Origin of the sequence: Pseudomonas sp. SO81 (assembly GCF_030374125.1) — a bacterium.
Classification (GTDB): Bacteria; Pseudomonadota; Gammaproteobacteria; order Pseudomonadales; family Pseudomonadaceae; genus Aquipseudomonas.
This window is the reverse complement of sequence record NZ_CP126126.1, coordinates 263,094-281,937: the sequence shown is the minus strand read 5'-3', so window position 1 is coordinate 281,937 and position 18,844 is coordinate 263,094. Positions and strand designations below refer to the sequence as shown.

General features: G+C 65.1%; 19 protein-coding genes. 15 read left to right on the top strand and 4 right to left on the bottom strand.

Annotated elements, in window-relative coordinates:
* Positions 1-1,338, bottom strand: coding sequence for an erythromycin esterase family protein (locus OH686_RS01225; protein WP_289535833.1), 1,338 nt, complete (start codon positions 1,336-1,338; stop codon positions 1-3).
* A 128-nt stretch (positions 1,339-1,466) separates the two neighbouring features.
* Between OH686_RS01225 and OH686_RS01220 the strand changes: the two genes are divergently transcribed.
* Positions 1,467-1,694 carry a PLD nuclease N-terminal domain-containing protein gene (locus OH686_RS01220; RefSeq protein ID WP_289535832.1) on the top strand — a complete coding sequence of 76 codons (228 nt, stop codon included), beginning with the start codon at positions 1,467-1,469 and terminating at the stop codon, positions 1,692-1,694.
* A 37-nt stretch (positions 1,695-1,731) separates the two neighbouring features.
* On the opposite strand, the gene OH686_RS01215 is transcribed toward OH686_RS01220, so the two are convergent.
* Positions 1,732-2,259 (bottom strand): DUF4142 domain-containing protein, encoded by a 528-nt coding sequence (locus OH686_RS01215; RefSeq protein WP_289535831.1) that lies wholly within the window; start codon positions 2,257-2,259, stop codon positions 1,732-1,734.
* An 82-nt stretch (positions 2,260-2,341) separates the two neighbouring features.
* Positions 2,342-3,508, bottom strand: coding sequence for a zinc-dependent alcohol dehydrogenase (locus tag OH686_RS01210; protein WP_289535830.1), 1,167 nt, complete (start codon positions 3,506-3,508; stop codon positions 2,342-2,344).
* 160 nt (positions 3,509-3,668) lie between these two features.
* On the opposite strand from OH686_RS01210, the gene OH686_RS01205 reads away from it, so the two are divergent.
* On the top strand, positions 3,669-4,139 hold the full coding sequence (locus OH686_RS01205) for a PA2171 family ribosome-binding persister protein (RefSeq protein ID WP_289535829.1): 471 nt from the start codon (positions 3,669-3,671) through the stop codon (positions 4,137-4,139).
* Here OH686_RS01205 and OH686_RS01200 read toward each other — a convergent pair.
* Complete coding sequence (locus tag OH686_RS01200) at positions 4,136-5,290, bottom strand: carboxylate-amine ligase (protein ID WP_289535828.1); 1,155 nt, start codon at positions 5,288-5,290, stop codon at positions 4,136-4,138. The two genes, OH686_RS01205 and OH686_RS01200, sit on opposite strands and share 4 nt — an antisense overlap.
* Positions 5,291-5,436: 146 nt before the next feature.
* On the opposite strand from OH686_RS01200, the gene OH686_RS01195 reads away from it, so the two are divergent.
* From OH686_RS01195 to OH686_RS01135, 13 genes are all read left to right on the top strand, one after another.
* On the top strand, positions 5,437-6,801 hold the full coding sequence (locus OH686_RS01195) for an iron-containing redox enzyme family protein (protein ID WP_289538761.1): 1,365 nt from the start codon (positions 5,437-5,439) through the stop codon (positions 6,799-6,801).
* The gene (locus OH686_RS01190) at positions 6,801-7,739 is read left to right on the top strand and encodes a methyltransferase (protein ID WP_289535827.1); all 939 of its coding nucleotides are present in this window, start codon (positions 6,801-6,803) and stop codon (positions 7,737-7,739) included. The genes OH686_RS01195 and OH686_RS01190 overlap by 1 nt, the downstream gene beginning before the upstream one ends.
* A 19-nt stretch (positions 7,740-7,758) precedes the next feature.
* The gene (locus OH686_RS01185) at positions 7,759-8,265 is read left to right on the top strand and encodes a hypothetical protein (protein WP_289535826.1); all 507 of its coding nucleotides are present in this window, start codon (positions 7,759-7,761) and stop codon (positions 8,263-8,265) included.
* A 9-nt stretch (positions 8,266-8,274) separates the two neighbouring features.
* Positions 8,275-8,718, top strand: coding sequence for a DUF421 domain-containing protein (locus tag OH686_RS01180; RefSeq protein WP_137973161.1), 444 nt, complete (start codon positions 8,275-8,277; stop codon positions 8,716-8,718).
* Between the two features lie 74 nt (positions 8,719-8,792).
* Complete coding sequence (galU, locus tag OH686_RS01175; protein ID WP_289535825.1) at positions 8,793-9,686, top strand: UTP--glucose-1-phosphate uridylyltransferase GalU; 894 nt, start codon at positions 8,793-8,795, stop codon at positions 9,684-9,686.
* A gap of 743 nt (positions 9,687-10,429) precedes the next feature.
* Positions 10,430-12,010 (top strand): phage tail sheath family protein, encoded by a 1,581-nt coding sequence (locus OH686_RS01170; RefSeq protein WP_289535824.1) that lies wholly within the window; start codon positions 10,430-10,432, stop codon positions 12,008-12,010.
* 12 nt (positions 12,011-12,022) lie between these two features.
* Positions 12,023-12,547, top strand: a complete 525-nt coding sequence (locus OH686_RS01165) for a phage tail protein (RefSeq protein WP_192398232.1) — start codon at positions 12,023-12,025, stop codon at positions 12,545-12,547.
* Between the two features lie 5 nt (positions 12,548-12,552).
* A complete protein-coding gene (locus OH686_RS01160; protein ID WP_289535823.1) occupies positions 12,553-13,239 on the top strand; it encodes a hypothetical protein in 687 nt (228 codons plus the stop codon).
* Positions 13,236-14,018 (top strand): hypothetical protein, encoded by a 783-nt coding sequence (locus OH686_RS01155; protein ID WP_289535822.1) that lies wholly within the window; start codon positions 13,236-13,238, stop codon positions 14,016-14,018. The genes OH686_RS01160 and OH686_RS01155 overlap by 4 nt, the downstream gene beginning before the upstream one ends.
* Entirely contained in the window at positions 14,015-15,325 is a 1,311-nt protein-coding gene (locus OH686_RS01150; protein WP_289535821.1) for a Pvc16 family protein, read from the top strand. The genes OH686_RS01155 and OH686_RS01150 overlap by 4 nt, the downstream gene beginning before the upstream one ends.
* Entirely contained in the window at positions 15,322-17,223 is a 1,902-nt protein-coding gene (locus OH686_RS01145; protein WP_289535820.1) for an ATP-binding protein, read from the top strand. Before OH686_RS01150 ends, OH686_RS01145 begins: the two co-directional genes overlap by 4 nt.
* A complete protein-coding gene (locus OH686_RS01140) occupies positions 17,220-17,474 on the top strand; it encodes a hypothetical protein (RefSeq protein WP_289535819.1) in 255 nt (84 codons plus the stop codon). The genes OH686_RS01145 and OH686_RS01140 overlap by 4 nt, the downstream gene beginning before the upstream one ends.
* The gene (locus OH686_RS01135) at positions 17,471-18,838 is read left to right on the top strand and encodes an eCIS core domain-containing protein (protein ID WP_289535818.1); all 1,368 of its coding nucleotides are present in this window, start codon (positions 17,471-17,473) and stop codon (positions 18,836-18,838) included. Before OH686_RS01140 ends, OH686_RS01135 begins: the two co-directional genes overlap by 4 nt.
* The last annotated feature ends 6 nt before the right edge of the window (positions 18,839-18,844 follow it).

Here is an 18,844-nt window from a genome sequence, read left to right as displayed (position 1 = left end):
TCAGACTCCAAAGGGAAAGGTGTCGGCTGCGGCCCCCTGAAGACCGGCGGGGTCGTCCAGCGGGGTGATCGGCGAGGTGCGGGTGAACCACAGGTAGGCGTCGAACTGCTCGCCCAGCACGCTCTCGTAGTAGTGGCTCTGGCGTTCGCTCTGCGGCCGGTAGATCACGCCGATGGCGCGTTGCAGCAGCGGCTCGTCGAGGGCGTGGCGCAGGGCGCTCTTGCCGGCGCCGCGCCAGTCGGTCAGCGCGGCGGGCAGGCCGACGCGCAGGAACAGGTGCTCCCAGCTGTCGGCACGCGCCGGCAGCACCGACTTGATCTTCAGCTCGCCACCCCAGTCGTCGGCGGCGGCCACCTCGCCGTGGTCGGTGCCCATGCCGATCAGTACCGCGTCGTCGCCCCAGCCGATGCGGCACAGCTGGCCGAGGTTGAACTCGCCCTGCCAGCCCATGGCCGTGGCGGCGGCATCGCCGACGTGCGAGTTGTGCGCCCAGACCACCGCCTTGGCCTGGCGGCCGCGGTGCTTGAGCACCTGTTTGAGGGTGTCGAACATATGGTTGTCGCGCAGGTTCCACGATGACACCGAGGCGCGGTACATCAGCCGGTAGTACTGCTCGGCGGCGCGCACCACGCGGGCGTTCTGCGCCGCGTCGAACAGTCCCTCGTCACGTTCCAGACTCTCCAGGCGTGCCCACAGCAGCTCGCCGAGCTGCTCGATCACCGCCGCCTCGCAGGAGTCGCCATCGCCCCATTCGACGCGCTGGCCGTAGGCGGCCGGGTCGTCCTGCCAGGGCGTCAGGCAGGCGTAGCGCTGGCGTGCCTCGGCGGCGCGCGCCGGGTCGTTCTGGTCCAGGTAGCGCAGCACGGCGGCCATCGAGGCGCGCAGGCTGTAGATGTCCAGGCCACGGAACTCGACGCGCTCGGCCGGCACCTGGCCGGCGTTATGGCCGCGCAGCCAACGAACGAACTCCAACGTCTCGCGGTTGCGCCACATCCAGCTGGGGAATCGGGCGAAGACGCCGTCTTCGTCGCCGCTCGCTTCGACATGCCGCACATGACGGTCGATGCGTGCGGCGTCCGGCCAGTCGCCCTCGATGGCGACGATGTTGAAACCGTGCTGCTCGATCAGGCGCCGGGTGATGGCGGCGCGGGCGCGGTAGAACTCCGCGGTGCCATGGCTGGCCTCGCCGATCAGCACCACCCGGGCGTCGCCGTAGCGCGAGAAGGGCGTGGCGAATTCGGGCGCTTCGATATCCGGCAGCGGCTCGGCGCTACGCCGCAGCAGGTCGATCAGTTCCTCGCTGGAACGCTCGGCGTGGCGGAGGGCGGAGGAGGGCATGACGCTTACCTCGTGGTGGGGCTCGCAATATTCGAGGCGCGCAAGGCGCCGCGCGTTCGATCGATTTCGCCTGAACCGTGGGGCGTGGCTGTGGACACAACAGAAACACCACCCGCAGGAGAAACATCATGTTTGGCGAATTCACACTGCTGTTCATTGCCCTGGCGGCGATCATTCTGCTGCTCGATGTCTGGGCCATCCTCAGCGTCTATCGCAGCGACAAGGGTGTGGAAAGCAAGGCGTTGTGGTCCCTCGGGATCGCCCTGTTTCCGGTAATCGGCCTGGTGGTCTGGGGCGTGCTGGGGCCGCGTGGCCTGGCCCATCCGCCGTCCTCCCCGGAGCACAGCAAGGGCTGAAGACAGCGGAGCCCGGTGATCCCGGGCTCCGCATCCATCACTGCTCGGGCAGCTGGGAGTTGATCTGCTCGGCCATCTTCAGGTGATGCTCGAGCTTGGGCAGGGTCTGCTTGGCGAACGCGGCGATCTCCGCATCCTCGGCATTGCTGGCCTTCTGGAACAGCTCGATGGTTTCCTTGTGCGCCATGACCTGGTTGTTCATGTAGGCCTTGTCGAACGAGGCCTCACCGCGCAGCTTGAGGATCAGTGCCTTGGCCTGATTGATCAGCTCGGCGTCGGTGGACACCTCCAGCTGTTTCTTGGTGGCCAGCGCACTGAGTTCCTTGTTGGCCGCGGTGTGGTCCTCGACCATGCTCTGGGCGAACTCCTTGACGTCGGCGGTGGTGCCTTTTTCCAGGGCCAGCTTGCCGGTCTCGATCTCGGCGATGCCCTTGGCCGAAGCTTCCTCGACGAAGTTGCGTGGGCTGACCTGCTCGGCGGATGCTTCGTTGGCGTGCACGACGGAACCGGCACTCAGGGCGACGGCGGCGCATAGACCCAGGGTGAGTTGTTTTAGATTGCGCATGGATGACTCTCCTGATGTGAGTTGCCTGGAGTAGAAGCGGCGAAAGTCGGCGAAGTTCAGCCAATGGGATGAATGGCGCCGCTCAGGGACGCAGCACCACCTTGCGGCAGTCGTCTTCCTTCTTGTCGAACAGGCGGTAGCCCTCGGCGGCCTGCTCCAGGTTCAGGCGGTGGCTGATGATCACCTCTGGCTTCAGCTCGCCGCGCTCCACATGCTCCAGCAGCATCGGCAGCACGGCCTGCACATGGGTCTGGCCCATCTTGAAGGTCAGGCCCTTGTCGAACGCGTCGCCGAACAGGAAACCGTGGATAAAGCCGGCATACACCCCCGGCACGCTGACCGTGCCACCACGACGCACGGCGGCGATGCACTGGCGCAGCACCTTGCCACTGCTGGCCTCGAGCTTGAGGGTGGTGAGGATGGTTTCCGTCGTGCTGCCCTTGGCCTCGAAGCCCACGGCGTCGATCACCGCGTCCACGCCGCGATGGCCCGCCGTCTGCTCGATGATGGCGGCCGCCGGGTCGTCGATCTCATCGAAGTTGATCGGAATGATTCCGTAGACCTGGCGGGCGAACTCCAGGCGATAGGGATGCTCGTCGACCATGAAGATCTGTTCGGCACCGGCCAGGCGCGCGCAGGCCGCCGACATCAGGCCGACCGGCCCGGCGCCGTAGATGGCCACGCTGCTGCCCGGGCCGATGCCGGCGTTGAGCACGGCCTGGTAGCCGGTGGGCAGGATGTCGGTGAGAAACAGCACCTGTTCGTCGACCAGGGTGTCGGGAATCTTCATCGGCCCGACGTTGGCCTTGGGCACGCGCACGTATTCGGCCTGGCCGCCGGGCAGCCCGCCGTACAAATGGCTGTAACCGAACAGCGCGGCGCCGGAAGGTATCTGCTTCTTGTTGAGGATGGCGCCGCGCCCGGGGTTGGTGGTTTCACAGGCCGCGTGCAGGTTCATGGCGCAGAAGAAGCAGGTGCCGCAGGCGATGACGAAGGGCACCACCACGCGGTCGCCCTTGCTCACCCGCGTCACTGCGCTGCCGGCTTCGACCACTTCGCCCATGAACTCGTGGCCGAAGATATCGCCATCCTTCACTTGGGGAATCTTGCCGCGATACAGGTGCAGGTCCGAGCCGCAGATGGCGGTGGCGGTTACCCGCAGGATGATGTCGTCGTCGGCCTGGATGACCGGGTCGGCCACCGTTTCGACGCGAACGTCGTGGCTGCCGTGATAGGTGAGTGCGCGCATGGGATTCTCCTCGGTGGCAAGTCCTCTATCGAGAAAGTGCCGCGCTCGGGAGTTCAGGCTGCTGGACGGGCGGTGCCGATAACTCGAACTTCAGGCGTACCCGCAGGGTCACCTTTTACGTCCGCACCAGCGGTCAACCGTCCATAGCCTGGAGAACAACATGAACGCCGTAGAGCTGCTCAAACAGGACCATCAGGTGGTCAAGCAACTGCTGGAAAAACTCGTCGCCACCACCGAGCGTGGGGTCAAGACCCGGCAGGATCTGCTGCACAAACTGCACGTCGAACTGGCGGTGCACACCGATATCGAGGAACAGATCTTCTACCCCGCCTACGAGAAGGCCGGCGGCCGCGAGGAAGGGGTGATGTCGGCCGAGGCCAAGGAGGAACACCGCACCGTGGACTCCCTGGTGCTGCCGGATCTGATCAAGACCGACCCTGCGACTATCAACTTCGCCGGCCGCGCCAAGGTGCTCAAGGAGCTGCTGGAGCACCACATCGAAGAGGAAGAAGAGGAGATGTTCCCCAAGGCCGAGGAGCTGCTCGGGGCACAGAAGCTGGAGGAGCTGGGCAAACTGATGGAGGAGCGCAAGCGCAGCCTCAAGCAGTCTCTCGGCAGCCAGGCTGCCTAGGCCGGTTCGGGCTCGCTCCGCACGGAGCGGGCCCGGGTTTCATCCAGCACCTGATCGACTACCGCAGCCAGCGCCTGGCGTTGCCCGATGCCGGTGCTGCGCACACCCTCATACAGCGCCAGCTGGCGCTGCGCACTGCTGCCATGACGCAGGATGCGCCGGGCCTGCTCGAACACTTCGCCATCGCCGAACGCCTCGACCCAGGGGCCGATCCGCTCGCGCAGCTGCGCCAGCCAGTCCAGCGCCCGCAACGCGCTGCGACCGTCCACATCGAGAAAATGCGCCGCGCCGCCCTGGCGCCGGGCGCGCCAGTAGTTCTCTTCCAGCACCAGGCGCTGCAGGCCCATGTCCACCGGATCCTTGGCCTCGATGGCCCAGGCCACCAGGCCGCGGAACAGCCCGGCAATGCACAGCACGTCCGCCACCCGCGGGCAGGCGTCGGCGATGCGCAGCTCCAGGGTGGGAAAGCGCGCCGAGGGACGGATGAACCACCACACATCGCCACGCTTGCGGATCGATTCGGAGGCCAGCAGCAGGTCGATGTAGGCCTGCAACGCCGGCTCGTCGGGCAGAGCCTCGGGAATGCCCATGCGCGGCCATTCCCCGCACAGGGCGCGGCGGTAGCTGAGCAGACCGCTACGCCGACCATTCCAGAACGGCGACGAAGCGCTGAGCGCGAGCAACAGCGGCAGCCAGGGCAGCACCCGGTTCATCACCCGCACCCGATCGACCTCCGTCGGCACGCCGACATGCACATGCAAGCCGGACAGCAGGCTGCGCTGGGCCACGTCACGGTAGTCGGCGAACAGCTGGGCATAGTGCGGCGTGTCGGTGGCCAGCTGCTGGCGCCAGTCGGCGAAGGGATGGGTGGCCGCGCCGTACAGGCCAAGGCCGAAGCTCTCGGCGATATCGGCCAGGCGCTGGCGGCCTTCCAACAGGCAGGTGCGGGCGCCGGCGAGATCGTGCAGCACCGGCGTCACCAGTTCGATCTGGCTGCGGAACATCTCCTCGGCCAGGCGCGTGTCGAAAGCCCGGCGGCAGGCCTCCAGCAAGCCGGACGGCGGCTGGGCCACCACATCGCGGCTGCGCGGATCGACCAGGAGGAATTCCTCCTCGATGCCGAAGGTGGGGGCGGAGCAGTGTTCAGGCATGGCGATCTACCGGGCTAGGTCCTTCCCAAGGGACGGCCCCCGGCTTCGCCGAGTTCAAGTAACCCGCCAATCCTGTTGGTGGAATCTTTGCGGCGCACCGGCACTCCCACTGATACCAGGCATCGTGCGAGAACCCTGCCATGACCATGAGTACCACTGCACCGCCCCCGACTTGCCCGCTGAGCGCGGTGGATTGCCACCCGGTGCGCGACACCTACGAAGCGCTGTTGCGCGGGCCGGCGGATGCCACCATCCTGGCGCGGGCCGGGGATTTTCTCGATACCCAGCTGGCCATGGCCGAACGCCTGCCCTGTGACCTGCCGAGCGATCCGCAGCGCCTGCTGGAGTGGGTGAGGGCGGGGGCCAAACGCACCACCGAGGCCTACGCCGAGTACCTGCAGGCGCGCAAGCGCGGCGAGCCGCGCCGCTACTTCAGCGGCCGCGCCCACGCCCTGTATTTTCTGCGCGGCGTGGCGCCGACCAAGCTGGTGGACGGCGCCTGGCTGTACGGCGTGCTGCCACACTGGCACGAGCTGCGCTTCCAGCCGCTGGTGCAGACCTATGTCGAGGAGCTGGGCAGCGGCCAGCCGGCGCAGAACCATGTGCTGCTGTACCGCCGTCTGCTGGCCGAGCACGGTTGCGACGAACTGAGCGGGTTGAGCGATGCCCACTATATCCAGGGCGTGCAGCAGCTGGCCCTGGGCTACCTGGCCGAGCGCTACCTGCCGGAACTGATCGGCTACAACCTGGGCTACGAACAGTTGCCGCTGCACCTGTTGATCTGCACCTACGAGCTCGGCGAGCTGGGCATCGACCCCTATTACTTCCAGCTGCACGTGACCATCGACAACGCCGCCAGCGGCCACGCCCAGCGAGCCGTGCAGGCGGTGCTCGACAACCTGCCGGTGGTCGGCGATCGCGACGAGTTCCTGCACCGCGTCAGCCTTGGCTACCGTCTCAACGAGCTGGGCCGTTGCAGCAATGCGGTGATCGACGAATTCGACCTCGAGCGTGAATTGCTGGCCATGTTCGAGCGCAAGCGCCAGGTTGCCGGGCGGGTGCACTCCGATCATTGCCGCATCGACGGCCGCACGGTCAACCAGTGGCTCGGCGCGCCGGGGCGCATGGGCGACTTTCTCGCCGCGCTGCAGGCACGAGGCTGGATCCGCCGCCATCAGGATCCGCAGGACAGCCACTTCTGGCAGCTGATCGACGGCCAGAAGGCGGCCATGTTCGGCGTGTTCAATCCCTACGAGCGACAGCTGCTGCATGACTGGATCGCCGGCGAATGGCTGGGTGAGGAGGGCGCGTCGATCACCCAGCGCCAGGAGGCACCACAGGACGCGGGCGAGGGCGACTTCGCCAGCGAGACCCGTGCCCTGCTGGCGGAGCTGGAGCAGCTGTCCACCGCGCAACGCAGCGCGCGACTGATCGAGCTGATGTCGCCAGCCTTGCATCACACACCGGCCGGCCTGTTGGCGACCCGCCTGTTCGCCGCGAGCCACCGCTGATGGGCCGGGTCAATCGCCACCTGCTGCGCCTCGGCCAGGCTCTGCACGCCCGCGCCTATCGTTTCACCACGGTGACGCCGCTGACCCACAGCCGGGTCAACGCGCGCCCGGAAAACGCCTGGGCGAGTGATCTACCCGGTGTGTTCGGCTGGAGCCGGCCGTTCCAGCGCGAGACCATCGGCGACGAGCTGTTCGGGCTGCTGGACAGCGCCAACGCCCTGCTGGAGACGCCGCACGGCGGCTGGCTCAGCACCGTGCGCTGGTCCAGCCTGGGCGACGAGCTCTACGTGCATTCGCGTTACCCGACCCAGGAGGACGATGCGGTGTTCTTCGGCCCGGACACCTATCGCTATGCCCAGGCCATCGAGCAGCATCTGCGCCAGCAGCCAGCTACAACATTGCGTCGAGTCGCCGATATCGGCTGCGGGGCAGGGCCGGGCGCACTGCTGGTGGCCCAGGCCGACAGCGCCGCGGAGGTGTTCGCCCTCGATATCAATCCGCTGGCGCTGGAGTACACCGAGGTCAACGCGCGCCTGGCCGGCATCGGCAATCTGCGCGTGCTGCGCAGCGATCTGCTCGACGCAGTCAGCGGCCAGTTCGACCTGATCCTGAGCAATCCGCCCTACATGCTCGATCCGCAGCAGCGTCCGTATCGCCACGGCGGCGGTGCGCTGGGCGCGGAACTGGCCTTTACCCTGATCGACGCAGCGCTGCCACGCCTGGCACCGGGCGGCAGCCTGTTGCTGTACACCGGCGTGGCCATGGTCACCGGGCGCGATCCGCTACTGGAGCACTGCAAGGCCTACCTGGCCGGGCAGGACTTCGTCTGGAGCTACCGCGAAATGGATCCGGACCTGTTCAGCGAGCAGCTGCTGGAGCCCGGTTACGAGGCGGTCGAGCGTATCGCCGCGGTGGTGCTGACCATCACTCGCAGCTGATCGAGCGGAGAGCGAATCGATGAATGCAGATGAAGCCCGCAGCAGAACCGAGCCGGTGCGTGAAGACATGCCACTGCAGCTCAGGGCCTGGCGCGCGGAACGGGTTGGCTGGTGTTGCCTGCTCGTAGTTGTCCTGCTGGCCCTGGCCGGGATATTCGGCAAGGGCCCGCTGAGTTCCGCCAAGGCCAGCAGCGCCGACGGGCGACTGCAGGTGGAATACCAGCGTGTCGCCCGCAACGGCGCGCATTCGGAGCTGCTGATCGAAGTACAGGGGGCAGGGGAGCGGCAGGTGGAAATCGACCTGAGCGGCGAGCTGTTCGATGGCGTCAGCATCGAGACCATCGAGCCGCAACCGCTGCGCAGCGCGACGTTCGACGGCTCCGGCCAGCGCCTGCTGGCAGCCGCGGATGGCCAGGGCAGGGTGCGCCTGCGCCTGGATATGCGCGCCGAGGGCATCGGGCGCTACGACGCCAGCATCGGCACCGGCGCGCAGCGCGTCGCGTTGCAACAACTGATCCTGCCCTGAGGCTCGCCCATGGACGCTGTACTTCGCGCCGCCGCCATCTATCTCGCTTTGGTCGTGCTGTTCAAGCTGGCCGGGCGCCGCTCGCTGGCCCAGCTGACCACCTTCGACTTCGTGCTGCTGCTGATCATCGGCGAGGCCACCCAGCAGGCCTTGCTCGGCGAGGATTTTTCGCTGACCAACGCCTTGCTGGTGATCATCACCTTGATCGTTCTCGATGTGGGGGCCTCGCTGCTCAAGCGTCATTCGCAGCGTTTCGCCGCGCTGCTCGACGGCACGCCGACCATCGTGGTGGAGAACGGTGTGCCGCTGGAAAAGCGCCTGGAAAAGTCGCGCCTGAAGCTCGACGACATCATGGAATCGGCACGCGAAAGCGGCATCGAGCGGGTAGAGCAGATCAAGTTCGCCATCATCGAACGCAACGGCAAGATATCCATCATCCCGCAGGAAGACTGAGGAAAAACCTTGAACTAGAGCGGAACCGGGCCAGTCAGCTGATCAATGCTGACACGTCAATCGGTGAGACCACGATGATCAAGAAATGCCTGTTTCCCGCCGCGGGCTACGGAACCCGCTTCCTTCCCGCCACCAAGTCCATGCCCAAGGAAATGCTGCCGGTGGTGGATACGCCGCTGATCCAGTACGGCGTCGAGGAAGCCTACCAGGCCGGTCTGACCCAGATCGCCATGGTCACGGGACGCGGCAAGCGCTCGCTGGAAGATCACTTCGACATCAGCTACGAGCTGGAGCACGAGATCAGCAATACCAGCAAGGAGAATGCCCTGCGTGGCATTCGCCGTCTGATCGATCAATGCACCTTTTCCTACACGCGCCAGGTCGAGATGAAGGGCCTCGGTCACGCGATTCTCACCGGCCGTCCGCTGATCGGCGACGAGGCCTTCGCCGTGGTGCTGGCCGATGACCTGTGCCTGAACCCCGGCGGCGATGGCGTGCTGACGCAGATGGTCAAGCTGTACAACCAGTTCCGCTGCAGCATCGTGGCCATCCAGGAAGTGCCGCCCGAAGAGGTATCGAAGTACGGTGTGATCTCCGGCGAGGCCATTCGCGACGACATCTTCCGGGTCGATCGCATGGTGGAGAAACCTCGCCCGGAAGACGCGCCATCGAACCTGGCGATCATCGGCCGCTACATCCTCACGCCCGACATCTTCAAGCTCATCGAGCAGACCGAGCCGGGCAAGGGCGGCGAGATCCAGATCACCGACGCCTTGCTCAAGCAGGCCCAGCAAGGCTGCGTGCTGGCCTACAAGTTCAAGGGCAGACGCTTCGACTGCGGCGCGGCAGAAGGCTACGTCGAGGCGACCAATTTCTGCTTCGAGCACCTGTACAAGCCCCAGCACGAGAAGCCCCAGGTCAAGGTAGTGACGGAGCCGGCCGAACTGGAAACCGGTTCGATGGCCTAGGGCCGGTTGGAGTCCTTCTTGCTCGGGCTCATCAGGTACAGGGTCAGATGAAACGTGCCGGTACCAGCGATAGCAGCCCGAGCATGCCCAATAGCGCAATCAGCGTGGATACCACTGGCCTGGTGATACAGGTCGGTGACATCGCCAGTCCCGCGGCCAGCAAGAACATCACCAGGCCAAACCACTGCAGCGCCCGTTGGAGGTGATGGTTCGAATCGTTTTCCTAATTGACGCGTGTGTTCCAGGTTTCCAAGTCAGAGTAGGTAACCAGTTACCAGCCGGGCAGGCCCTTAGCGCTGGCTGGAGTCAATCATATACTTCGTTTAACATAATATACATTATGCGAACTTATATAGCGCGGTGACTCGGCGTGGTGACCAGGCTTTTCAAGCCTCGCATAATGTGACTTACGTTAAGTTTCTCGCCCAGCCTCCATACCTCTCGTCAGCCTGGCACAGTGACAGCATTGCGCCACGGCTTCGCTAACCTATCGTCAGAAATAGATTCATCGGCCGTATGGCCAATCGGGCTCCTGCAGTCCGCGTTTGACGCCTAGTTTTCATGGACGGAAGCAAAAGCTACTTCCTCTCCGCCGCATTTGGGCCTGGACGCTCGTCTTTCCTGATTGCGCGCATCGCATTGTCCGCATCGATCCAACTTGTGCACCGAGTAGTTCCATGCCCGGTATGCGCGCCATCTTTGCATTAGGCCGGGCATCAGATTCTCTCTGAGGAGTCCAGCTCATGCCTTCCAACCTGAGTTACCCCGGCGTCTACATCGAAGAAGTACCCAGCGGCGTGCGCAGCATTACCGGCGTCGCCACCTCGATCACGGCGTTCATCGGGCGCGCACTGCGTGGGCCGATCGACGAGCCCGTTCGCGTCCAGAGTTTTGCGGAATATTCACGCTTGTTCGGCAGCCTCTGGCAACCCAGCACCATGAGCTACGCGGTGCTGCAGTTCTTCCAGCATGGCGGTAGCGATGCGCTGATCGTTCGCGTGGCCAACGCAGCCGTGACCGCGACGCTGGAACTGCCCACGGCCACCGGCTCGCTGTTGCTGGAGGCCGCCAGCCCGGGAGTCTGGGGTAGCCGGCTGCAGGCAACGGTCGATCACCTGACGCGTGATACCGCGGACACGCTGCTGTTCAACTTGCTGATCGAAGAGCTGGATCGCCCAGGAGGCACTGTCACCGTTGCCTCGGAGGTGTTTCGCAACCTGTCGGTAGACCCGCTGAGCCCGCGCTTCGTCGACACCGTACTCAACGAGCAATCGGCGCTGGTCAATGTCCAGGCCTCTGCGCCCGTCGATGAGAGCCCCACGGACGGCACGCTCACCGTCGCCAATGACGATGGCACGGCGACCACGGCGGGCAGCCTCGGCGAAGATGGCGATCCAATCGAGGACACCACCATCACCGGCGATGAGGACGATCGCACCGGAATCTTCGCGCTGGACGCGGCGGACCTGTTCAACCTGCTGTGCATCCCTCCCCTCGAACGCGACACCGACCTCGACCCCGCCACGCTGGCGGCAGCCGCGAGCTACTGCCAGACGCGCCGCGCCATGCTGATCATCGACTCTCCGGCCGCCTGGACGGCCACCCCGAGCACCGCCATTGCCGACGCCGAGGATGGCGTGAACGCGCTGCGCGCAACGATCGGCAACGACGATGCGATCAACGCGGCGGTGTACTACCCGCGCCTGCGCATGGCCGATCCGTTGTCCGAAAACCGCCTGGCCGAGTTTGCGCCCTGTGGCGCGGTGGCCGGGATCATGGCGCGCACCGATGTACAGCGCGGCGTGTGGAAAGCCCCGGCCGGTCTGGCGGCATCCTTCTCCGGCGTACAGGGCTTCAGCTACACCATGACCGATCGGCAGAACGGCGTGCTCAACCCCGTGGGCCTCAACTGCCTGCGCACCTTCCCGGTCGCCGGCCACCTGGTCTGGGGCGCGCGCACGCTGGCCGGGGCGGATCTGCTGGCGTCGGAATGGAAGTACGTGCCGATCCGCCGCCTGGCACTGTTCCTCGAGGAAAGCCTGTTCCGCGGCACCCAGTGGGTCGTATTCGAACCGAATGACGAGCCGCTGTGGGCGCAGATCCGCCTGAACATTGGTGCCTTCATGCAGGACCTGTTCCGCCAAGGTGCCTTCCAGGGCTCCAGTCCGCGCGATGCCTACTTCGTCAAATGCGACCGTGAAACCACCACGCAGAGCGACATCAACCGCGGGGTGGTGAACATCCTGGTTGGCTTCGCCCCGCTCAAACCCGCCGAGTTCGTGGTCATCAAGCTGCAGCAGATGGCCGGGCAGATCGACGTCTAGGAGAACCAGACCATGGCTCAGTTCAGCGCCAACGCACAGCGTTTCGATCCGTACAAGAACTTCAAATTCCGGGTGAAGTGGGACGGCCGCTACGTCGCCGGCATCAGCAAGGTCGGCGCCCTCAAGCGCAGCACCGAGATGGTCGAGCATCGCGAGGGTGGCGACCCCTCCACCTCGCGCAAGTCGCCCGGCCGCACCAAGTTCGAGGCCATCACCCTGGAACGTGGCGTCACCCACGACACCGAGTTCGAAAAGTGGGCCAACAAGGTGTGGAATTTCGGCGCAGGCCTGGGCGCCGAGGTGTCGCTCAAGGACTTCCGCAAGGACCTGATCATCGAGGTGTACAACGAGGCAGGCCAACTCGCCCTCGCCTACAAGGTGTTCCGATGCTGGGTGTCGGAGTTCCAGGCCCTGCCGGACCTGGACGCCAATGCCAACGCGGTGGCCATCCAGACCATCAAGCTGGAGAACGAAGGCTGGGAGCGTGACTACGACGTGACCGAGCCCACCGAACCCAGCTACACCGAGCCGGCCTGAGCAGCATGTTGCCTCTCACCTCCTCCCGGCTACTGGCCCTATGGGAACACGGCGCGACACGACACCCGCTCGACCGCGCGCTGTTGCTGTTCGCCCAGGCCGCGCCGGACATCCCCGCCGAGCAACTGGCCGACCGGCCGCTCGGCGAATGCAACGCGGCGCTCATGCGGCTGCGCTGGAACAGTTTCGGCAGCCGCATGTCGTTCTGGCTGGATTGCCCGGCCTGCGGCGAGCGCATGGAGTTCGAGCTGATGCCGGATCAGCTCCCAGCCATGCAGCCACCACCCGAGTCCGTCGAAGTGGCCGGGCAGCGCTTTCGTTGTCCGACCAGCCGCGACCTGGCTCGCGTCGCCCAGATGGTCGATATGGAACTGGCGGCTGAGCAATTGCTGCTGGGATGCGTCGGAGATTCCGCGGTCTCGGGTATTCCACGTGAGCAGATCGAAGGCGCACTGGAGAGTGCCGACCCCTGGGCCGACCTGTCATTGGCCTTCCAGTGCCCGGCTTGTGGCCGGGATGGCGAGGCCGGTTTAGACGTAGCGGGCTACCTGTGGGAGGAAGTCGATGTCAGCGCCCGCCAGCTGCTGAACGAGGTGCATCTGCTCGCCCAGGCCTATGGCTGGAACGAGGCAGAGATCCTGGCGCTGAGCCCCGCGCGGCGAAGCGCCTATCTGGTGAGGGTAGCGCCATGAACGGTCTTTTCACTCGCCTCGCGGCGCAGGCCAGCGGTAGACGCGAGGCGACATTGCACTCACCGGCTTCGCTGCCCTATCGCGGCGCACTCGAGCAGCCATCACTGGAATCCTCCCCCACTGCGTTACCAGAGACGCCAGAGGCGTACTTGGAACAGCCTTCGACGCCGCTGACAGCGAGTCACCAATCCATCCCCGATCAGCCGGCGATGCCAGTCGACAGTGAAGGAAGTGCGCGGGATGCCACCCATGTTCGTTCCTCTTCGGCCAGAGTCAGCGCGCCGGAAGCACCGGCCGACATCGTGTTGCCCGAGCCGCTTGCCCCACTCCGGCAACCCGCTTCAGGTGCACCCGATGCATGGGCCATCCCACCTGCTGAAGTCGCCCAGCCGACGCCAACCATCGAGCCTCGCGCAGATGCAGCCAAGCCCGAGCATATCCGCGCAGCCGAGCCACATGCACAGCTCGACATGACCGGCGCTGCAAGAGCGGATTCTCTGCAGACCGGCATCGCTTCGCAAAATGCGAGCGGCGCCCTGCCCCTGCCGACCAACCTGCTCTCCCCGCGTGCCGTGCCGGTCAGGCAGGCCGCTGCTCCCGCTGCGCCAAGCGCCGTGAAAGCCCCCCCACAACAAGCGGATGAAGTGCATATCCATATCGGCCGAATCGAAGTCACCGCCATCCAAGAAAGCGCGCCGAGCAAGCGCGAGACGCGCAAGGGACCAGCGCCATTGTCCCTGGATGACTACCTGGCCAAGCGCAAGGGAGACGGACGATGAGTACCGCCCTGGCCCTAGCCGGCGTCACCGCCGTGCTGCGCGACAGGCTCAACGATGGGCTGGTCAACCACAATGTCGCCGGTATTCTCGGCAGTACGGTGACCGTAAGCGTGCTGGCGCCCGACCGCGTGGTGCCGGCCGATGGCACCGAGTCGAGCCAGCTCAACCTGTTTCTCTATCAGGCGATGCCCAACGTCAGTTGGCGCAACCAGGCGCTGCCGTCGCATGACGCCGGCGGTCGCCAGCGCCTGACCAACCAGCCGCTGGCGCTGGACCTGTATTACCTGATTTCCGCCTACAGCGGCGGTGATCTGCATGCCGAAATCCTGCTCGGCTATGCCATGCAGCTGATGCATGAGTTCCCGATCATCACCCGCGAAATGATCCGCACCGCCCTCACCCCTTCGCCGGACCTCGGCGTGGTCCTGCCTCCGGCCCTGCGGGCGCTAGCCGAATGTGGCCTGGCCGATCAGTTCGAGTTGCTGCGCATTACCCCGCAAACGCTGAACACCGAGGAAAGCTCCAAGCTATGGTCCGCCACCCAGTCCAGCCTGCGGCCTACGGCGGCCTACCAGGTGTCGGTGGTGCTGATCGAGGCCACTCGCCCTGCCCTCGCCCCGCTACCCGTGCTGACCCGTGGAGAGATCGACCCGCTGTCGGGGCGTGAGCGCGGCGTGATGGTTTCCCCCAGCCTGATACCCGCCCTGCCAACACTCGAAGCCATATTGCCCAGCGGAGCCCAGCCGGTGGCCCGGCTCGGCCAGAACATCGTATTGCGTGGGCACCATCTGAACGGTAGCAATCGCGAAGTGCGTATCGGCAATCCCCGTTACGAAGTGAGCGAAGTGCTGACGGCCAGCGGTGCGGACCTGGGCTCGCAGATGGAGCTGCTGATACCGGCAGCCCGTGCAGACGACTTCCCGGTGGGCGTCTATGAAGCGAATGCACGCCTGATCCGCCCCGGCGAAAGCAACGCCAGGGAAAGCAATCGCCTGGCTTTCACCCTGGCGCCGGATATCACCAACCTGCCGCAGAACGTGGCGCGTGACGGCGACGGCGATGCCCTGGTGACCATCGATTTCACGCCCGAGCTGCGCGCCGGCCAGCGCGCCACGTTGCTGGTCGGCCAGCGTGAAGTGCCGCCACAGAGCTTTACCGCGCCCACGGCCAGCCTGGACTTCCTGATCGAGCAGGCCGAAGTCGGTCAACATCTGGTGCGCCTGCGCATCGACGGCATCGACAGCCCGATCGTCGACCACAGCACCACCCCACCGACCTTCCTCGATCTACGGCTGACCATCACATGAACGCCCCCGCCGCCCTGGATTGGTCGACCGCAAACCAGCAGTTGCTGGTGGCCGAGTTCGCCCGCTTACGAGCTTTGCTTGGGGAAGGCGATCTCGATGAGGCGCAGGCGCGCGTCGACGGGTTGCGCGCGGAGCTGGAGGCACCCGCCGCTATCGATACGCTCACGGAATTATTCGAATTGAGTGCCTTCGAGCGCGACCTCCTGTTGCTCACCGCTGGCGTGGAGATGGATACCCGACTGGCCCAGCTGTGTGCCCACGCCAACGGCCAGCCAGCGCGCCCCTGGGCAACGTTCAGTCTAGCCCTGGCCTTTTTGCCTGCGGCCCACTGGAGTGCGCTCGCACCACTGGAGCCACTGCGGCGGTGGCGCTTGCTGGAAGTCGACGAGAGCCAGGGGTTGACTGCAACGCGCCTGCGCCTGGACGAGCGTGTGCTGCACTTTCTTGGCGGACTGAACTACCTCGACGTTCGCTTGCAACCTCTGCTGCAGATGGTGCCTGCTCCCGGCCTCATGTGCCGCCCGCACCTTGCCGTCAGCACCTCAGCCATAGAGCACCTGCAGCTGTGCCGCAATCGACTCCGCCCCATACTGCTTTCCGGTGATGACTCGCTAGGCCAGCAGGATGTGGCGGCAGACATAGCGCGACGCCTGGGTGTCGTGCTGTTTCGCCTGCGCGCCGGCGATATTCCATGCTCGCCCCATGAGCAGGCTGCGCTGGCCATTCTCTGGCAACGCGAGGCGGCATTGCTGAGTGGCGCACTGCTGGTGGTCCAGCAAGATGACGACAAGTCGCTCGAGCAGTTCGTGGCGCGCCTCGATGGACTGATCATCATCGCCAGTCGCTCGCCCTCCTCGATAGACGGCGAGCCGTTTCGTGTCGAGCGGCCCGATGTTCCAGAACAGCGCCGACTTTGGCGTGAGGCACTTGGCGAGCGCGCGGCTGCTCTGGAGTCGCTACTCGATACTCTGGCCGGTCAGTACCGCCTGGGCGCACGACGCATCGCCAGCATAGCCGCGCAGCTGAACGGCAGCCCACAGATAGATCTGCCGCTCCTGCACGAGGCCTGCAGGAGCGAAGTGCCAAACATGAGCGAGCTGGCTCAGCCGATTGAGGCACGTGCCGGATGGGAGAACCTGGTTCTGCCGGAGGCGCAACTGTTGACCCTACGGCAGATCGCCGTCCACACACACCATCGCCTCACCGTGCACCACGACTGGGGCTTCGCCGACCAGGGCTCGCGCGGCCTGGGAATCGCCACCCTATTCTGGGGCGACTCAGGTACCGGCAAGACGCTGGCGGCTGAAGTGCTGGCCCATACCCTGGGGCTGGCGCTGTACCGCATCGACCTGTCGGCCGTGGTCAGCAAGTACATTGGTGAAACCGAGAAGAATCTACGCCGGGTCTTCGACAGTGCCGAGGAGCTCGGCGCCATTCTGTTGTTCGATGAAGCCGACGCGCTGTTCGGCAAGCGCAGCGAGGTCAAGGACAGCCACGATCGCTACGCCAACATCGAAGTCAGCTACCTGCTGCAGCGCATGGAGTCCTACCGCGGCCTGGCCATTCTCACCACCAACCACAAGGCCGCATTGGACAGTGCTTTCGCCCGCCGCCTGCGCTTCGTCGTGCACTTTCCGTTTCCCGATGAGACCCAGCGCAAGGCTTTGTGGAGTGGTGTTTTCCCCGCGGCAACACCGCTGGAAGGCCTCGACTACAGCAAGCTTGCGCGCCTCGCCGTTCCGGGCGGCACCATTCGCAACATTGCCCTGGCGGCCGCGTTCCTGGCCGCCGAGGCGGGCACTCCAGTGGGTATGTCGCATTTGCTGCGCGCCGCACACATCGAGGCGGCAAAACGCGACAAGGCTATTTCCGACAGCGAAACCCGGGGGTGGGTATGAGCCGTATCGTCTTGCATATCGATCGCCTGGTGCTGCGCGGTGTCAGTGCGGCAGACGCGGCGGTCTTCAGCGAAAGCCTGCGTAGCGAGCTCGCCAGCCGCCTGGCAGACCCTGCTGCAAGGGCGGCGCTGCTCGCCTGCGGTGGAAACCATAAGCTCAATGTCGGCAGCGTACAGGTGCCGCATGGACAGCCTGCATCCGCAACAGGGCAAGCTGTCGCCGGGCGCATTGTACCGAGGGCAGCGTCATGAGAAGCCAACGCTACTATCCTAGCCTCCCCTCCTCCATCCCATGCGCGCGCGGCCTGATACAGCGCCAGTGCTCCTGCGGCAAGGCCGCAAGCTCGGGAGAGCAATGCGAGGAGTGCAAGCGCAAGAAACAGCTTGGCGTGCAAGCCAAACTTGCCCTCGGTCGCCCTGACGATGCCTATGAGAGAGAAGCCGAGCGCGTCTCCGATGCAGTGAGCCAGCCAACCGCGGGGCACTCTGTCGCAAGAGTCGCCCCGCGCATCCAACGCCTTGCAAGTGACGCAGGCGAAACCTCGGCCGTACCTGCGAGCGTCGAACGGACGCTCTTGGGCAGCGGCCGACCACTCGACCCGCAGGCGCGCGCCACGCTTGAGCCGCGCTTTGGCGTGAGCTTCGCCGACGTGAAAGTGCACGACGACGGTCCGGCTGCCGACTCGGCACGCGAGATTGGCGCACATGCTTATACACGCGGCAATGACATCGTTTTCGGCGCGGGGAAGTACCGTCCGCAGGCTTCGGATGGTCTGCACCTGCTCGCTCACGAACTCACCCATGTAGTGCAGCAAACCGGTACGGTGCAGCGTGATCTGGTTGTTGAGCCTCAGGGGACCGACAAGAAAGAGCGACCGATGTCGGAGCAGGAGATCAAGGAGGCGATTCGCTTCAACAAGGCGCGTATCAAAAGCAAAAAGACGCTGAGCGAGATTCGCGATGTAGTCGGCATCGCACCTGAACCGGCGGAGTCGGACCGAGATCTGGCATTGGCGGTGGCGCGCTGGCAGTTCGCCCATGGCGTCGCACAGGACGGCCAGCTCGGCCCGGTCACGGTAATGCTGCTGGTCGAGGAGCTCCAGGGCGAGAGTGCATTGGTACCGGAGCTGGCAACCAGCGCGGAGAACCTCAAGAAGGAGTTTTCCGGCAAGACCTTCCTCGATGTCGATGCCAGCTTCTGTGGCTGCGAAGCAGCGCTGAAAGACGAAATAAAGACCGCCGACGAGTTCATCGGTCACTACAAGGCCTGTGGGGCCGATCCGGCGAACAAGACCGGGGAGCAGATCGAGTCTTGCGTGTCCGCCAAGGTCGGTGGCGTCCAGGTACTCGCGTCTACCAGCTCGACCGGGAAGATAACCGCCAATTGCCAGCGTACCGGGCCTTGCGCCCAGCTGCTTTGTAGGATCGACCTGGCGCACGAGCAGATCCACTCGGTGCATACCGGTGAGCTCAAGCAGAAACATGGTTCCGGAGCGGCTTTCAATGCTGCTTTCAACGACGCTCCGGACTGGGTCGCCGACGAGATCGACTCGCGCAACACCGACAAGTCGCTGGCCAAGTGGGCATTGAAAGTGCTCGAACGAACCTGTCCCTGAGACGCG

What these genes read in the sequence shown, in the direction of transcription:
- OH686_RS01225 (WP_289535833.1), bottom strand. Translation starts at nt 1,338, where the DNA reads ATGCCCTCCTCCGCCCTCCGCCACGCCGAGCGTTCCAGCGAGGAACTG.
- OH686_RS01220 (WP_289535832.1), top strand. Translation starts at nt 1,467, where the DNA reads ATGTTTGGCGAATTCACACTGCTGTTCATTGCCCTGGCGGCGATCATT.
- OH686_RS01215 (WP_289535831.1), bottom strand. Translation starts at nt 2,259, where the DNA reads ATGCGCAATCTAAAACAACTCACCCTGGGTCTATGCGCCGCCGTCGCC.
- OH686_RS01210 (WP_289535830.1), bottom strand. Translation starts at nt 3,508, where the DNA reads ATGCGCGCACTCACCTATCACGGCAGCCACGACGTTCGCGTCGAAACG.
- OH686_RS01205 (WP_289535829.1), top strand. Translation starts at nt 3,669, where the DNA reads ATGAACGCCGTAGAGCTGCTCAAACAGGACCATCAGGTGGTCAAGCAA.
- OH686_RS01200 (WP_289535828.1), bottom strand. Translation starts at nt 5,290, where the DNA reads ATGCCTGAACACTGCTCCGCCCCCACCTTCGGCATCGAGGAGGAATTC.
- OH686_RS01195 (WP_289538761.1), top strand. Translation starts at nt 5,437, where the DNA reads ATGAGTACCACTGCACCGCCCCCGACTTGCCCGCTGAGCGCGGTGGAT.
- OH686_RS01190 (WP_289535827.1), top strand. Translation starts at nt 6,801, where the DNA reads ATGGGCCGGGTCAATCGCCACCTGCTGCGCCTCGGCCAGGCTCTGCAC.
- OH686_RS01185 (WP_289535826.1), top strand. Translation starts at nt 7,759, where the DNA reads ATGAATGCAGATGAAGCCCGCAGCAGAACCGAGCCGGTGCGTGAAGAC.
- OH686_RS01180 (WP_137973161.1), top strand. Translation starts at nt 8,275, where the DNA reads ATGGACGCTGTACTTCGCGCCGCCGCCATCTATCTCGCTTTGGTCGTG.
- galU (WP_289535825.1), top strand. Translation starts at nt 8,793, where the DNA reads ATGATCAAGAAATGCCTGTTTCCCGCCGCGGGCTACGGAACCCGCTTC.
- OH686_RS01170 (WP_289535824.1), top strand. Translation starts at nt 10,430, where the DNA reads ATGCCTTCCAACCTGAGTTACCCCGGCGTCTACATCGAAGAAGTACCC.
- OH686_RS01165 (WP_192398232.1), top strand. Translation starts at nt 12,023, where the DNA reads ATGGCTCAGTTCAGCGCCAACGCACAGCGTTTCGATCCGTACAAGAAC.
- OH686_RS01160 (WP_289535823.1), top strand. Translation starts at nt 12,553, where the DNA reads ATGTTGCCTCTCACCTCCTCCCGGCTACTGGCCCTATGGGAACACGGC.
- OH686_RS01155 (WP_289535822.1), top strand. Translation starts at nt 13,236, where the DNA reads ATGAACGGTCTTTTCACTCGCCTCGCGGCGCAGGCCAGCGGTAGACGC.
- OH686_RS01150 (WP_289535821.1), top strand. Translation starts at nt 14,015, where the DNA reads ATGAGTACCGCCCTGGCCCTAGCCGGCGTCACCGCCGTGCTGCGCGAC.
- OH686_RS01145 (WP_289535820.1), top strand. Translation starts at nt 15,322, where the DNA reads ATGAACGCCCCCGCCGCCCTGGATTGGTCGACCGCAAACCAGCAGTTG.
- OH686_RS01140 (WP_289535819.1), top strand. Translation starts at nt 17,220, where the DNA reads ATGAGCCGTATCGTCTTGCATATCGATCGCCTGGTGCTGCGCGGTGTC.
- OH686_RS01135 (WP_289535818.1), top strand. Translation starts at nt 17,471, where the DNA reads ATGAGAAGCCAACGCTACTATCCTAGCCTCCCCTCCTCCATCCCATGC.